Below are 14,409 nucleotides of genomic sequence, written 5' to 3' on the forward strand. Positions count from 1 at the left end.
TTGGCTCCCCTTGGCGCATCGGTTCCGGCGGCCCGGCAGCGCTGCCGGGCACAGGGGGTTTGGCCGAAGCCGCGCCGTCATGCAAGGGGGAACCGGCCGCCAAGCCGGTGACGTTACTTTGCGTGCCGGATTTTCCGCCGCGAGAGGTAGCTGCGGTAGAGGCTTTCCGGAATCCAGGCCAGATGCGCGCGGCGCCAGTCGCGGCGGCGCAGGACAAGAAGACTTTGGGCGGCATTGATGTTCATGGTAGATCTGCCTCGACTGTTTAACATTACACTGGTTTTGCGCAGCTTCAGGCGGCTGCGGGGTATATTAAATGTATATACAAATGCGCCGCAAATCAACGCAGCGGCACAGAGGGGAGCAGGCGGGTGGCCAAGAAGGATAAGGAGGCCGGCAAGAAAGACAGCCAGCTGATCCTGCGCCTGAACAAGGAGGACCGCGACGCATTTGTCGAGTTGTGCAAGGACCTGGACACCTCGGCGGCCCGGGAGATCCGGCACTTCATCCGCAAGTTCTTGAAGGAAAACAGCAAACGCTAGTGGAGCAGCGGCAAGCTTGCCAGCGGACCTCACCGGGGCAAGCTGGTGCTCCAGCGCATCAGCGCCTCCAGCGGCCCGCGTTTGGCAAAGAGGTTCCAGACCCAGGCCGCCACCATGCACAGGGCGCAGAAGCCCAGCGAGTAGCCAAAGATCTGCTCAGCCGTCAGTGAGCCGTCAAGCTGCCCCATCGCCTCCAAGGTCCCCATGCCGAGCAGGATGTGCGCTGCATAGAGGCTGAGTGCCTGCTGGCCCGGGGCGGCCAGCCATTCGGCAAGGCCCGCCTTGTCCAGTGCCGGGGTGATGGCGAGCGTCAGCCCGATGACCGCCAGCGCGCTGCCGGAGGCCGCGAGGATGTAGAACGGTCCGGGAGGAATGGCGCTGGTGCCCAGAAGCTCTGCCAGCTCCGGGTCCTGCACCAGCAGCCCGGGCAAGGCCCCCAGCACCGCTGCTGCTGCTCCCCACAGCACCAGGCGCGCCTGCACGGCCCGGCTCGCCAGGTTCAGGCGGCCGATCCACATGCCCAGGAACAGGAAGGCCGCCCAGGGAAACACGGGGTGCCAGCCGTTGAAGAAGGAATGCCGCAGGAAGCCTTCCAGCGTCCAGAACTCCGCGTAGGTCAGCGTCTCCCAGTTCCAATGCGCCTCGTAATCCAGTGCCAGAAGGCTGATCAGGCCGATCAGCACCGTGCTGCCGGCGGCCAGCAGCAGGACCCGGCAGGAGGCAGTCAGGAACGGCAGCGCCACCAGGAAGTAAAGCGCGTAGAAATGCAGGATGTCGGCGTCGAAGATGGTCAGGTTCAACAGGCCGATCAGGAACAGGAATACCGCGCGGCGGAACAGGGTTGCGCGGTCCGGTTTGCCGAGTGACAGGCCAACCCCCGCGAGGACGACGAACAGCGCCGCAGCCCTTCCCTCCAGACTGTTGGTGAACAGCGAGATGGCATCCGTGCCCGGGGTCACTTGCGCCGCGATCCGGAAGTTGACCAGCACCATGCCGCAGAAGGCGAGGAAACGGGCGATGTCCAATCCGTGAAGGCGCATGAAAAGGTCCTGAAATCCTGAGGCAAATCCTACCGACCGATAAAGGTACCCGGTTGGCAAAAGAAAAGGGGCGGCACCTTGCGGCCCGCCCCGGAACTTTCAACCTGTTGCCGCTGGGGATCAGCCCAGCACCCGGCCCGCCACCGCGTCGAGTTTGGCCAGCAGCGCCGGATCCCGCCGCTCCGGCGCGGTCATGATGGCGTACTCCAGCGCCTTGTCGCAGCCGTGCGGGCAGTCCGCGCGCTGCTGTCCCAGAAGGTCCGGCAGGCGGCGCACCAGCTCGCGGGCGTTGGCGGAGTTGCCCTGCAAAGTCGCAATGATATCAGTTATTTCCACCGCGCCATGCTCCGGGTGCCAGCTGTCGTAATCGGTGACCATGGCGACGGAGGCGTAACACAGCTCTGCCTCGCGGGCGAGCTTGGCTTCGGGCATGTTGGTCATGCCGATCACGTCGCAGCCCCATTGCTCTCGGTACATCTTGCTTTCCGCCACCGAGGAGAACTGCGGCCCTTCCATACACAGGTAGGTGCCGCCGCGGTGGATCTTGATGCCCGCATCCCGGCCTGCCGCTTCTGCCGCGTCCGAGAGCCGCTCGCAGGTTGGATGCGCGACGCTCACGTGGGCGACGCAGCCGGTGCCGAAGAAGCTCTTTTCGCGCGCAAAGGTCCGGTCAATGAATTGATCGACAACAACAAAATCGCCCGGTGCCATTTCCTCGCGGAACGAGCCGCAGGCGGAGACAGAGAACACGTCAGTCACGCCCAGCCGCTTCAGCGCGTCGATATTGGCACGGTAGGGGACCTCGGTCGGGGAATGCACATGGCCGCGGCCGTGGCGGGGCAGGAAGGCCATCTTCACGCCGCCCAGAGAGCCGGTCAGAATGTGATCCGACGGCGCTCCCCAGGGGGTGTCGACCGAGACCCACTCGGCGCCTTCCAGCCCGTCGATCTCATAAATGCCCGAGCCGCCGATCACGGCAATCATGGTTTCACGGGTGTCTGTAGCGGTCACGTGCTGCCCTCCTGATGCTGTTGTTCGGGTTATGCGCAAGCGGGGCGGGATTTGGCAAGCCCGGGGAGAAAAACAGGGGGTGGCATGCGTGCACCCCCTGTGCACCCCCTGTACACCGGGCGGCGGGACGGGAGTATTTGAGGAAAGATGAAGCCGGCCATCCCGCCAAAAGGCTCGTGTGTGCCGGGATGGCGGGCTTGCTGTAAGGCTAGCACGGACTTTGCAGGGCAGAATTGCCGACCTTCTCCCAAGGGCTATTTCACAAGACTGCGCGCTTGGGCGGCGGCCCGGAAGTTAGCGAAGGCTGAATCGAACCCTTCGAGCGGCCAGGTGAGATCCTGCGCCTGACCGTGCCGGTCGCGGAAGGTGAAGCGGAAGGCGCCGCCGTCCTTCATCTGCGCGATCAGCCTGTCCGCGCCCGCGCCGGTGAAGCTGCAGCTGAGGCCGGTGAGGCAGCCGGGGTGCAGGCTGCGCCAAGTGACCTCTCCCTCCTGTTCGATACGGAACCCGCCGGGGCTGAACAGGGTTCCGGGTTCGATGCCGAACTCCACTTTCCAGCCGTCCTCGTCTGGGGTGAGAAACAGGAACTGGCCGGCGAACTTGGGGCGCGGTGAAAACACATCCACCCAGCGGATGTAACAGCGCTGCATCAGCGCGCCAGCTTCCTCGCGCTCATCGCAGACCGAGGTCCAGATGCCAAAACTCTCATAGTGTTTGACCCGCCAGTCGCTGGCGGTGTCATTTCCGGCCCGGTCCTGCGCAACGGCAGGAGGGGCGGCGAGGGCAAGGCAGGCAAGCAGGATGCGCATCATCATTCCCCAGAGGAGTTTACTGCGGTTGAACCTGTGTATGGCAGGCTGTTGTTGCAATTCACGTTCGCGCGACGGGCTGCACGCACCCCGCACCCTTGCCCCGTTGGCGTATTTCCGCTAGGGGCGGACAGCGAACACTCCCCTCCCGAGCACAGGTACCAGACATGAGACGCGCAGCCATGGCTTTGCTGGCCAAGCAGATATCCCCGCCCAACCTCTCCATCATGCAGGACGAGGGCTTTACCGTGGCCCGAGTGCGCACCGAATTGCTGTCCGGCCTCACCGTGGCGCTGGCGCTGGTGCCGGAGGCGGTGGCCTTTGCATTCGTGGCAGGCGTGCATCCTCTGGTCGGGCTTTACGCGGCCTTCATGGTGGGTCTGATCACCGCGGTGTTCGGCGGCCGGCCGGGGATGATCTCCGGCGCGACGGGCGCGCTGGCGGTGGTGATGGTGGCGCTGGTGGCCGAGCATGGGGTGGAATACCTGTTTGCCACCGTGGTGCTGATGGGGATTCTGCAGATCTTTGCAGGCGTCATGCATTGGGGCAAGTTCATCCGGCTGGTACCGCATCCGGTGATGCTGGGGTTTGTGAACGGTCTGGCGATCGTGATCTTCCTGGCGCAGCTGACCCAGTTCAAGGATCCTGCAACCGGCGGCGCGGAGTGGCTGCAGGGCGGCTCGCTGCTATTGATGCTGGGGCTGGTGGCGCTGACCATGGTGATCATCTGGGGGATGCCCAAGATCACATCGGTGATCCCGGCGCCGCTGGCGGGGATCGGCATCGTGGCGGTGCTGGTGATCGCCATGGGTCTGGATGTGCCGCGGGTGGGCGACATGGCCTCGATCGAGGGTGGGCTGCCGGCCTTCCATATCCCGATGGTGCCGCTGAACTGGGAGACCTTTGAAATCATCCTGCCCTATGCGGTGATCCTGGCCGCCATTGGCCTGATCGAGAGCCTGCTGACCCTGAACCTGGTGGGTGAGATCACTGGCAAGCGCGGCGGTGCCTCGCAGGAGTGCATTGCGCAAGGCGCCTCCAATGTGGTGACCGGCTTCTTTGGCGGCATGGGCGGCTGTGCGATGATCGGCCAGTCGATGATCAACGTGAAATCGGGCGGGCGGACGCGGATTGCGGGCATTGCCGCGGCGCTGTTCCTGCTGGCCTTTATCGTGGTGGCCTCGCCGCTGATCGAGCAGATCCCGCTGGCCGCGCTGGTGGGCGTGATGTTCATGGTGGTGATCGGCACCTTTGCCTGGAACAGCCTCAAGATCATGACAAAGGTGCCGCCGATGGACGCCTTTGTGATCGTGCTGGTGACTGTGGTGACGGTGATGACCGACCTGGCGATTGCGGTGGTTGTGGGGGTGATCGTCTCGGCGCTGGCCTATGCCTGGAACAACGCGCGCCGCATTCACGCCACCACGCGCGAGTCGGTGACCGACAAGGGCGCCAAGGTTTATGAGATCGAGGGCCCGCTGTTCTTCGGCTCCACCGACGGGTTCATCGAGCTGTTTGATGTGGAAGGCGATCCGGACCATGTGATCGTGGACTTTGCACGCAGCCGGGTGGTGGACCAGTCGGCGCTGCAGGCGATCGAGGCGGTCGCTGCCAAGTATGAGGCCGAGGGCAAGAAGCTGGTGCTGCGCCATCTGAGCCGCGACTGCCACCAGCTGCTGACCAAGGCGGGACACCTGATGGTCGATAGCGATGACGACCCGGAATACGAGGTGGCAGTGGATTACTCGGTCAGGACCGGGATCCTGGGCGGCCACTGAAGGCTAACGTCTGGAAATAAGAACCCGCGGTTCCGGTGAGCCGCGGGTATTTTGTTTGAAAGGGGGCTTCTGGCTCACCATACCAGCAAACGCTGGTCTGGATCCCCCCTCACCTGATCCGTGCCTGCCACCGCTCCTCGCGCCGGGCAAGCACAATGGCCGTATCCACGCCTGGCGGCGCGGAGCCTCGGCAATTCTGCTGGCCCGCCGCTGCGGGCGGTGCCCGTTCGGTCTCAGGCGACGGCGACTCCGGACCAGCAGAGGCTTAGTCGGGGGCGAGGGTTTCGAGCATGTCGAGGTCGCCGGACAAGAGCGCGGGTTCGGCGCGGGTGATCAGCTCAGCCGGCCAGTCCCACCATTTGAGCGCCAGCAGCCGGGCAATCTGCGGTTTGGAGAAGCGGAAGCTTTGCACCGTGCCCGGGTTGCCGGTGACGATGGCATAGGGCGGCACCGTGCCGCGCACCACGGCGCCTGCGCCGATGATGGCGCCGTCACTGACGCGGGCGCCGGGCAGGATCAGCGCGCCGTAGCCGATCCAGACATCGTTGCCAATGACCGTGTCGCGGGTGTCGGGCTGGAAGCCGGCCATCTGGCTGGGGTCGAACACCGGGAACGGGTAGCAGCTAAGGCCTTCCTGCGCGTGGTTGGCTGAGGCGGTGATGAAGCGGGCGCCGTGGGCGATCTGGCAGAAACGGCCGATCACCAGCCGTTCGCGGGCGCCGGGGAACAGGTAGGGGGCAAGGTGCTGCGCCCAGTTCTCCGGCGGGTCGAAATCGGAGGCATAGCTGTAGTCGCCCGCCTGGATGTTCGGATGGTCCAGCACCCGGCTGAGCATCACGGTGCCCGCGTGCGGCGTGCCGTCGGGCAGGATGATCGGGTTGCGTTTGCGGGGGTCAGGCAGCGGCATCGGGGGCCTCAATCATCCGGGCGGGTGAGCGGGAACAGGTCGCGCACCACCGAATAATCGCGGTAGCCGAGACGCGCGAGCGGCTGGAAGGTGGTGACGTCGAAGGCGCCGTCCTTGAGGCACTCATCGCGCATGTGCACGCCGGTCACCTCTCCGAACACCACCTTGTTGGCCTCGCCGGGCAAGGTCACGATCCGGGTGAGCTTGCATTCCAGCGCCGCCGGGGCTTCGGCGACGCGGGCGCAAGCGATGGTTTCGCACTCCACGGCGGTCAGGCCGGCATGGGCGAACTCGTCCTCGTCCTTGGGCAGCGCGCCGGAGCTGGCGTTCATCGCATCGCGCAGCGCATAGGAGACCACGTTGACGCAAAACACGCCGGTGGCCTCGATATTGGCGACGCTGTCCTTGGTGCCGTCCTGGTCAGGTTTGGCACTGGTGGAGGCAAACATCACCTGCGGCGGCGTGTAGGCGACCGCATTGAAAAAGGAATAGGGCGCCAGGTTATTGATCCCGTCCGCGGAGCGGGTGGAGATCCAGCCGATGGGCCGCGGCGTGACAATGGCGTTGAACGGGTTGTGGGGCAGGCCGTGGCCATCCTCGGGGCGGTAGAACATTCTGGCTTCCTGTTCTGTGGCTTAGGTGTTTGCCCAAGCCTTACGCCCGTGTTAGGCCAAATGCCAGCCCGCAGGGGATATTGGCGGAGGCAGGGCAGCGTGATCGAATTGCAAGCGGAACAGGCGGACGACCGGTGGGAGGTCGAGGCGCTGTATGACCTGTGCTTTGCGCCGGGCCGCGAGGCGCTGTCCTCGTACCGGCTGCGCGACGGGGTGCCGCCGGTGGCTGGCCTCAGCCAAGTGGCGCGCGACAGCGACGGTATCCTGGCCGCGGCGATCCGGTTCTGGCCGGTGCTGATCGGGGACGCGCCGGCGCTCTTGCTGGGGCCGGTGGCGGTGCACCCGACGCGCCAGGGCGAGGGGTTGGGCGGGTCGCTGATTCGCGACAGCCTGGCCAAGGCGGAGGAAACCGGCTGGGCGCGGGTGATGCTGGTGGGCGATGCGCCCTATTACCTGCGCTTTGGCTTCACCCGCTTGGAGGGGGTGGAAATGCCGCCCCCAACCAACCCGGACCGGGTTCTGGGGCTTGCCTTGCAGGATGGCGCCTGGGACGGCATCCGGGGCCAGGTCACCCGCTGGCAGGGTTGAAATCACCGCCGGTTCCGCCGATCTCTTAGGCAGTTACAGGAGGCGGATGTGGCGGACATTTTGAGCAACGCGCGGGAACTTAGCCCGCAGGAGATCGAGTCGGAGCTGGATGCGCTGGCCGAACGCTATCACGCGGCGGGCGGGTTCGGCGTGGAGCTGATGACCCGGCTGGGCGGCAGCGGCGAGAGCCTGCTGGAGCGCCTGCCCGCGCCGGTACGGGCCGGGCTGACCGGCGCCACGGAAACCGCGTTGCGGCTGGCGATGAAAAGCGCCACCACCTCGCGCCGCCTGGTGCCTGACCAGAAGCCTGGCGTCGACCGGGTGGTGAGCGCCGCCATGGGCGCGGCGGGCGGCGCGGCGGGTCTGCCCGGGGCGCTGGTGGAGCTGCCTGCAACCACTGCCTTTCTGCTGCGGACCATTCAAAGCGCCGCTGCCGCCGAGGGCTTTGACCCGGAGGCCGAGAGCGTGACCTTCGACTGCATCCAGGTGTTTGCGGCGGCGGGCCCGCTGGCAGAGGATGACGGCGCGGACCTGGGCTTTGTCTCATTGCGGCTGGGGCTGCCCGGCGGGGTGCACAAGCTGATTGCCCAGGTGGCGCCCAAACTGGGGGCCGTGCTGGGGCAGAAGCTGGCTGCACAGGCGGTGCCGGTTGCCGGGGCGGTTGCAGGGGCTGCGGTGAACTATGTCTTCTCTGGCTATTACCGGGAGATGGCGCATGTGCATTTCGGCCTGCGGCGGCTGGCGGTGGAGGCCGGAACGCCGCAGGAGGAGCTGGCGGCGCGGCTGCGGCAGCGGCTGCAACGCCCCGGTGCGGCGGTTTAGGCGCACTGCGCTCTTGCACTTGCAGGAAAGGGAGATTTAATCGCCCCTTCCTGCTATGAGGGAAAACATGATTCAATACAGCCTCAAATGCGCGGAGGGCCACAGCTTTGACAGCTGGTTCCAGTCTGCGGCGGCGTTTGACAAGCTGGCGGCGGCCGGCATGGTGTCCTGTGCGGTTTGCGGCGGCACCGGGGTGACAAAGGCGATCATGGCGCCGCGGGTGCGCCCGGGGCGCAAGGCAGTGTCCGGTGTTGGCGAGCCTGAACCGAAGTCTGCCGAACCCGCAGCTCCGCCTGCATCTGCCGCACAGGTGCCGGCAGCGGCGTCCGAAGCAGCGCAGTCCGGGCCGGGGCTGTTGAGCCGCCCGTCGGGCGAGGTTGAAAAGGCAATCGCCGAACTGCGCCGCAAGGTTGAGGAAAATTCCGACTACGTCGGCAGCAGTTTCGTCCGGGAGGCGCGGGCGATGCATTTGGGCGAAGCGCCGGAACGGGCCATTCATGGCGAGGCCAATCTGGAAGACGCGCGGGCGCTGATCGAGGAAGGCGTGCCGGTGATGCCGCTGCCGTTCCGCCCCGGGCGAAAATCGAATTGAGGGACAGGGCAATATGCATGCAGTTGTGACGGGAACCAGCCGCGGCATCGGCAAGGAGCTGGTGAAGCAGCTGCGGGAAGCGGGCCACGAGGTGACCGGCACCTCGCGGGATCATTCCTCGGGAGTGAAGCTGGATGTCTCCGACCCCGGCCAGCAGGCGCGTTTTGCGGCCCAGATCCGGAACCGGCCAGTGGATTTGCTGATCTGCAATGCAGGTGTTTATATCGACAAGGCGATGGGGCTGGAGGATTACTCCGCCGAGGTCTGGACCAAGACGCTGGCGGCCAATGTGACGGGCGTGTTCCTGACGGTGCAGGCGATGCTGCCGAACCTGCGGCTGGCGGAAGAGCCGAAGATCGCCATTATGTCGTCGCAGATGGCAAGCCAGGCGCGGGCGCCGGGCGGCAGCTATGCCTACCGCGCGTCTAAGGCGGCGGCGCTCAACATCGGCCGCAACCTGGCCACCGACCTGCAGCCCGAGGGCATTGCCGTCGGCATCTATCACCCGGGCTGGGTGCGCACCGACATGGGCGGCGATGAGGGCGACATCACGGTGGTGGAATCGGTCGCCGGGCTGATCAACGAGTTCGAGGTGCTGTCGCTGGAAACCACCGGCTGCTTCCACACCTGGGACGGCCGCATCCACCCGTACTAATCGAAAGACGCGCCCGGCAGGCAGCAGCGGGCTCCCGCGCCCTCAGGTGCCATCAGCCGTGCTGATGCCCCCTTGGCGGACTTGGGCCGGGCGCCGCGCCTGCGCGCGCCGCGGCACCGCACGCAGGTGCGGTGCCATGCCCAACGGGCTGAGGGCCTGAAAGGGCCCGAAGCCGGGCGGGAGCTGTCCCTTGCGCCACAAGCGCAAAGTTCTCAATCAGGTGCGGCACCCGCCGCAAAAAAAGCCGGCGCGGTGTGCGCGCCGGCTGATGTTTTCTGAACCTCAGCGCCCGTATCCGGGCCGGGTGCTTACTCCCAGCAGCTGACCAGGACGGTCATGCCGGAGGCGAGCCGGGCGATTGCTGCGCTGGGCAGGCTGCCTGCAGCGGGGGACTTGCTGGCCGCGGTCACCCCGGCCGCGCTCAGCGCGCCGCGGAGGGCTTCGGCGTTGACCGCAAAGCTCACACCCTCGGGCAGCTGCTTGCCGTCGGGCTGCCGCGGCAGCAGCATGCCGTGCACCGCGCCGGTGCTGTCGAGCACCGGGCCGCCGGCGTCGCCGGGCTGGGCGGCCAGGTCGAGGCGCGCCACGGCGGTGTTGCCATCGAGGCTTTTGACGTCGGCGATCTTGCCCCAGGTGAGGCTCGGTGCGCCCAAAACGCCCTCGTAGGAGAAGCCGGAGACCGCGACCTCGGACTGCAGCCGCGGCGAGGAGGTGCTGAGCTCGGCCACTGCGGCCGGGGCCAGCGGTTCTGCCGGGCGCAGGATGGCGATGCCGCCGGCGGCGTCATTGGCCGCAACCTCGGCCTGATAGCCGTGGTCCAGGGTGATCCGGGAGCAGCCCGCCACCACGTCCGATGTGGTCAGCACGCTGCCGTTGCCGTCCACGAAGAAGCCCGAGCGAGACAGTTTCGGCTTGCGGATCTCCAGGCCGGCGACCAGGTCGATGTCCTGTACCGCGTCGCCGCCTGCGGCCGGGTCCAGCACGCCGCCGAGGCGGGTAAAGCTGGCCTGCATCGCGGCCAGAACCCGGGTGCGGCGGTCTTCGTCACCGGCGGGCCAGATCAGGGTGAACCCCTTCACTTCGCCGTTCTTCAGGCTGGCCTGGGTGAAGGAGACGATCCGGTCGTTGCGGCCTTCGATGGTGAAGCTGTCGCTGCCGCGCTGGCGCGGGCCTTCCAGCGGCACGATTTCCAGCGTTTGCAGGATGTCGTACAGGCCGAACAGGGTGCGCTTGTCGCCGGGCTGGCTGATCAGCAGCACCTGCGCGCCGAAATCCCCCTTGCTGGTGTAATGAGCGAAGGGCGATTCATAGCGGTCGAAAGCTACCTCATCCGCGGGCATCTGCAGAGCGATGCCGGCCTTGGCGTCCTCAACTCGGGCCATGCCGACGGAGAGCAGCGGCGCGTTGTATTCGTCCATCAGCACCTGGCGCTGCGCAGTGGTCAGCACGCCGGTCGGCTCAAAGCCGCGGGCGGCCTGCCAGTTGCTCATCGAAGCGCGGGTGCCGCGGCCGAAGGCGCCGTCGATGCCGGCGTCGTAAAAGCCTGCGGCCTTCAGCGCCACCTGCAGCTCCATCCGCTGCTCGCGGCTCAGCGCGCGTTCGCTGCGCCGGGCCTCGGCGGGAGACTCATCGGGCAGAGTGGTCTGGATGGCCGCCTGCTGCTGCGGTTCCGGTTCTGCCGTCGCCGGGGCTTCAGGGGCAGGGGCCGGTTCTGCGGGCTGGGTGGCATCCGCGGCCACGGGGTAGAACTGGCTGCCCAGGTTGCGGCGGAAGGCGATGAAGCTGTCGCGCGGGATCTGGCCCTCGGCGCGGTAGACCTGCAGCACCCGTTCGGCGTCATCGCGCGCATAGGGGCCCAGAACCACGCCGTACCAGCCGCCGCCAAGCGCATAGCCGGAGACATCCGGCAGGCGCGCGGCATAGCGGCGGGCCTCGGTTTCGGCCTCGCGCAGAGAGGAGCGGGCGGCGATCTGGATCCAGACCGCATCCCGGCTGCTTTGCGCCGTTACCGGCGCAGAGAACGCAATGGCCAGCGCGATCAGCGGCAGGGCCAGAGCGGCAAACAGTTTTTTCATGTGTGGGCCTCGTATCCCGGAAGAACTCTTATTCTTTGCCGCGGAGGTAAAGCATTTTGAGCGGCCGAAGGGAACTCCTCTTGGCAGGGGGAATTCCCGGCCCGTTGCCGCATTCCCGCACTTTTGTTGCCGATCCGCTGCGTGCGGCGCGCCGCAGCGGCGGTGCCAGCGCCCGCAGGGCGTTGACCCTGACCATAGGCTTGCATAGGAAGATCCCCGCAATTGCTGCCCCGGCCGGCCCTGAAGGCCCGCTGCCCCAAAAGGGATGAGAGATGACCCAGACCAACGGCGCGCCGCGCTCCTTCCAAGAGATTATCCTGAGGCTTCAGAGCTACTGGGCCGCCAAAGGCTGCGCGGTGATGCAGCCCTATGACATGGAAGTCGGCGCCGGGACCTTCCACCCGGCGACCACGCTGCGCTCGCTGGGGTCCAAGGCCTGGGCCGCGGCCTATGTGCAACCCTCGCGCCGCCCGACCGACGGGCGCTATGGCGAGAACCCGAACCGTCTGCAGCACTATTACCAGTACCAGGTGCTGATCAAACCGAGCCCGCCGGATCTGCAGGCGCTGTACCTGGGCTCGCTGGAGGCGATCGGCATCGACATGTCGCTGCATGACATCCGCTTTGTCGAGGACGACTGGGAAAGCCCCACGCTGGGGGCCTGGGGGCTGGGCTGGGAAGTCTGGTGCGACGGCATGGAAGTCAGCCAGTTCACCTATTTCCAGCAGGTCGGCGGCCATGACTGCCATCCGGTCTCGGGCGAGCTGACCTATGGTCTGGAGCGTCTGGCGATGTATGTTCTGGGCGTCGATCACGTGATGGACATGCCCTTCAACGATCCGGACGCGCCGATCCCGCTGACCTATGGCGATGTGTTCAAGCAGACCGAGGAAGAATACGCGCGCTGGAACTTTGACGTGGCCAACACCGAGGTGCTGCTGCGCCAGTTCGAGGAGGCCGAGGCCGAATGCGCCACGATCCTGGCGCAGGAGCATCAGGACCCCAAGACCGGCAAGCGGATCGTGATGGCGCATCCGGCTTATGACCAGTGCATCAAGGCCTCGCATATCTTCAACCTGCTGGATGCCCGCGGGGTGATCTCGGTCACCGAGCGCCAGGCCTATATCGGCCGCGTCCGTGCGCTGGCCAAGCAATGCGCCGACGCCTTTGTGCAGACCGAGGCCGGCGGCCATCCGGCTGAAACCGCGGCCTAAGCAGGGGACAGCGTGTTATGGGGAAATTCCTTGCCCTGATCCTGATCGTCTCCGGCCTCGCGGCCGGAGGGGCGATGTATTACCTGCAGGTCTATGGCTTCTATGACGAGGTTGCGCTGCAACCCGGCCGCGATGTGATGCTAGTGCCGCTGGACGGCGGCGAGGGGCAGCCGATTGCCTATTCGGACTTTGAGGCAATTGATGCTGACAGCTCTCCGATCCGCTATCGGGCCTGTTTCACCACCAAGGTTTCTCCGGACGAGCTGGCGCAGGTCTTTACCCTGTCGGACAAGACTGAGCCGCGCAATGCGCCGGAGTGGTTTGAGTGCTTCGAAGCTGCGGCCATCGGCGCCAAGCTGGCCGATGGCTCGGCCAAGTCGTTCCTGTCGGTCAAGAACATCTCCTATGGCGTTGACCGCATCGTCGCCGTCACCAATGAGGGCCGCGGCTATGTCTGGCATGAGCTGAATGACTGCGGCCAGAAAGCCTATGACGGCACCGTGGTGGGCGAGGAATGCCCGCCACGGCCCGGGAACTGACAGGCCGTTCTGTGGGTGAAGCCTACCAGATACCCGGTTTTCTCACGCTGACGCTGGGATTTGCCATCTATCTTCTGGGGGCGGAGATCAACGCGCGCGTAAACGCTCTGCGGCGTTTCAATATTCCTGAGCCGGTGACGGGCGGGCTGCTGGGGTCGCTGGCAGTGCTGGGCATGTACGCGCTGCTTGATTTAGAGCTGTCCTTTGACCTGGCGCCGCGGGACTTTCTGCTGGTTCTGTTTTTCGCCTGTATCGGCCTCAACGCACGGCTTTCGGATCTGATTGCAGGCGGGCGGCCGCTGCTGCTGCTGCTCGTGCTGACTTTGCTGGCCATCGTTTTGCAGAATGTGGTTGGTATTGCCGGGGCAATGCTGTTCGGCTACCCGTTGCAGACCGGTGTGCTGTTCGGCTCAGCGGCGCTGATCGGCGGGCATGGCACCGCCATCGCCTGGGCCCCGGAAGTCGCGCAAGCTGCCGGAATTGAAGGGGCTGCCGAGCTGGGCGTGGCCGTTGCCACCCTGGGGCTGGTGCTGGCTGCCTTGGTTGGCGGGCCCATCGCGCGGCTGCTGGTCGAAGGCCGCAGCCTGGCCCCGGACCGCCCGTATGAGCAGCACACGGTCGGGCTGCCGGATGAGGCCCGCCCGGCGGTGTCCAGGATCGACCACCTGACTGTGATGCGGGTGCTGCTGTATCTGAACCTGGCAATCATCTCGGGCTTTATCCTGCATGGCGCAATTGCCGCTGCGGGGTTGAAACTGCCCTTGTTCGTGCCTTGCCTGATCATGGGCATCGTGATTTCGAACCTGCGCAGCGCTTTGGTGCCCGCCGCCGCTCCGGTCTCGCGCACGCCGACGCTGGCGCTGATTTCGGAATTCGCCCTGGGCGCCTTCCTGGCAATGTCCCTCATGAGCCTGCAGCTTTGGACGATTGCCGAACTGGGGCTTGTGATTGCCGTGATCATGGCCGCGCAAACCCTGCTGACGGTAGCCTTTGTGATCTGGGTCCTGTTCCCGTTCATGGGACGCAACTACCGAGCCGCGGTGCTGGCTGCCGGATTTGGCGGCTTTGCGCTGGGCGCCACCCCGACCGCCATTGCCAATATGACCGCTGTCACGAAACGGTATGGGCCGTCGCCTATTGCCTTTGTCGTGCTCCCCCTTGTATCCGCCTTCTTTGTTGATATCGCCAATGCGATCGTCATCCAGGCGATTGTGAACTTCTGA

16 protein-coding genes are annotated in these 14,409 nt (G+C 65.9%); 9 read left to right on the forward strand and 7 right to left on the reverse strand.

All coding sequences use genetic code 11. The features are described 5' to 3' along the window. Positions 1–113: 113 nt before the first annotated feature. On the reverse strand, positions 114–245 hold the full coding sequence (locus AC4HIX_RS12360; RefSeq protein ID WP_475046869.1) for a hypothetical protein: 132 nt from the start codon (positions 243–245) through the stop codon (positions 114–116). A gap of 126 nt (positions 246–371) precedes the next feature. Between AC4HIX_RS12360 and AC4HIX_RS12365 the strand changes: the two genes are divergently transcribed. Further along, positions 372–542: a hypothetical protein gene (locus AC4HIX_RS12365; protein ID WP_490399135.1), complete on the forward strand. Its 171-nt coding sequence runs from the start codon at positions 372–374 to the stop codon at positions 540–542. A gap of 29 nt (positions 543–571) precedes the next feature. On the opposite strand, the gene AC4HIX_RS12370 is transcribed toward AC4HIX_RS12365, so the two are convergent. From AC4HIX_RS12370 to AC4HIX_RS12380, 3 genes are all read right to left on the reverse strand, one after another. Beyond that, positions 572–1,582, reverse strand: a complete 1,011-nt coding sequence (locus AC4HIX_RS12370; RefSeq protein WP_490399136.1) for a DUF418 domain-containing protein — start codon at positions 1,580–1,582, stop codon at positions 572–574. Between the two features lie 120 nt (positions 1,583–1,702). After that, positions 1,703–2,566, reverse strand: coding sequence for an S-methyl-5'-thioadenosine phosphorylase (locus AC4HIX_RS12375; RefSeq protein WP_490399206.1), 864 nt, complete (start codon positions 2,564–2,566; stop codon positions 1,703–1,705). Positions 2,567–2,847: 281 nt separating this feature from the next. Beyond that, positions 2,848–3,402 carry an invasion associated locus B family protein gene (locus AC4HIX_RS12380; RefSeq protein WP_490399137.1) on the reverse strand — a complete coding sequence of 185 codons (555 nt, stop codon included), beginning with the start codon at positions 3,400–3,402 and terminating at the stop codon, positions 2,848–2,850. A 167-nt stretch (positions 3,403–3,569) separates the two neighbouring features. Between AC4HIX_RS12380 and AC4HIX_RS12385 the strand changes: the two genes are divergently transcribed. Further along, complete coding sequence (locus AC4HIX_RS12385) at positions 3,570–5,180, forward strand: SulP family inorganic anion transporter (RefSeq protein ID WP_490399138.1); 1,611 nt, start codon at positions 3,570–3,572, stop codon at positions 5,178–5,180. Between the two features lie 265 nt (positions 5,181–5,445). On the opposite strand, the gene AC4HIX_RS12390 is transcribed toward AC4HIX_RS12385, so the two are convergent. Both AC4HIX_RS12390 and AC4HIX_RS12395 read right to left on the reverse strand, forming a co-directional pair. Beyond that, positions 5,446–6,087: a CatB-related O-acetyltransferase gene (locus AC4HIX_RS12390; protein WP_490399139.1), complete on the reverse strand. Its 642-nt coding sequence runs from the start codon at positions 6,085–6,087 to the stop codon at positions 5,446–5,448. 8 nt (positions 6,088–6,095) lie between these two features. After that, complete coding sequence (locus AC4HIX_RS12395) at positions 6,096–6,701, reverse strand: flavin reductase family protein (protein WP_490399140.1); 606 nt, start codon at positions 6,699–6,701, stop codon at positions 6,096–6,098. A 99-nt stretch (positions 6,702–6,800) separates the two neighbouring features. Here AC4HIX_RS12395 and AC4HIX_RS12400 point away from each other — a divergent pair, with 99 nt between their 5' ends. From AC4HIX_RS12400 to AC4HIX_RS12415, 4 genes are all read left to right on the forward strand, one after another. Beyond that, the gene (locus AC4HIX_RS12400; RefSeq protein ID WP_490399141.1) at positions 6,801–7,289 is read left to right on the forward strand and encodes a GNAT family N-acetyltransferase; all 489 of its coding nucleotides are present in this window, start codon (positions 6,801–6,803) and stop codon (positions 7,287–7,289) included. 48 nt (positions 7,290–7,337) lie between these two features. Further along, positions 7,338–8,111, forward strand: coding sequence for an EcsC family protein (locus tag AC4HIX_RS12405; RefSeq protein WP_490399142.1), 774 nt, complete (start codon positions 7,338–7,340; stop codon positions 8,109–8,111). Positions 8,112–8,178: 67 nt separating this feature from the next. Further along, a complete protein-coding gene (locus AC4HIX_RS12410) occupies positions 8,179–8,703 on the forward strand; it encodes a DUF1178 family protein (protein WP_490399143.1) in 525 nt (174 codons plus the stop codon). Between the two features lie 13 nt (positions 8,704–8,716). Continuing rightward, positions 8,717–9,358, forward strand: coding sequence for an SDR family oxidoreductase (locus AC4HIX_RS12415; protein ID WP_490399144.1), 642 nt, complete (start codon positions 8,717–8,719; stop codon positions 9,356–9,358). Positions 9,359–9,666: 308 nt separating this feature from the next. Here AC4HIX_RS12415 and AC4HIX_RS12420 read toward each other — a convergent pair whose 3' ends face one another. Then, positions 9,667–11,433 carry a trypsin-like peptidase domain-containing protein gene (locus AC4HIX_RS12420; protein WP_490399145.1) on the reverse strand — a complete coding sequence of 589 codons (1,767 nt, stop codon included), beginning with the start codon at positions 11,431–11,433 and terminating at the stop codon, positions 9,667–9,669. 272 nt (positions 11,434–11,705) lie between these two features. Between AC4HIX_RS12420 and AC4HIX_RS12425 the strand changes: the two genes are divergently transcribed. Genes AC4HIX_RS12425 through gltS form a run of 3 tightly spaced genes read left to right on the forward strand, consistent with a single transcriptional unit; the run spans position 11,706 to position 14,409 of the window. Beyond that, positions 11,706–12,647, forward strand: a complete 942-nt coding sequence (locus AC4HIX_RS12425; RefSeq protein ID WP_475046850.1) for a glycine--tRNA ligase subunit alpha — start codon at positions 11,706–11,708, stop codon at positions 12,645–12,647. 17 nt (positions 12,648–12,664) lie between these two features. Beyond that, a complete protein-coding gene (locus AC4HIX_RS12430; protein WP_490399146.1) occupies positions 12,665–13,186 on the forward strand; it encodes a DUF6446 family protein in 522 nt (173 codons plus the stop codon). Further along, positions 13,162–14,409, forward strand: coding sequence for a sodium/glutamate symporter (gltS, locus tag AC4HIX_RS12435; protein ID WP_490399147.1), 1,248 nt, complete (start codon positions 13,162–13,164; stop codon positions 14,407–14,409). The genes AC4HIX_RS12430 and gltS overlap by 25 nt, the downstream gene beginning before the upstream one ends.

This window comes from Leisingera sp. (genome assembly GCF_982940295.1).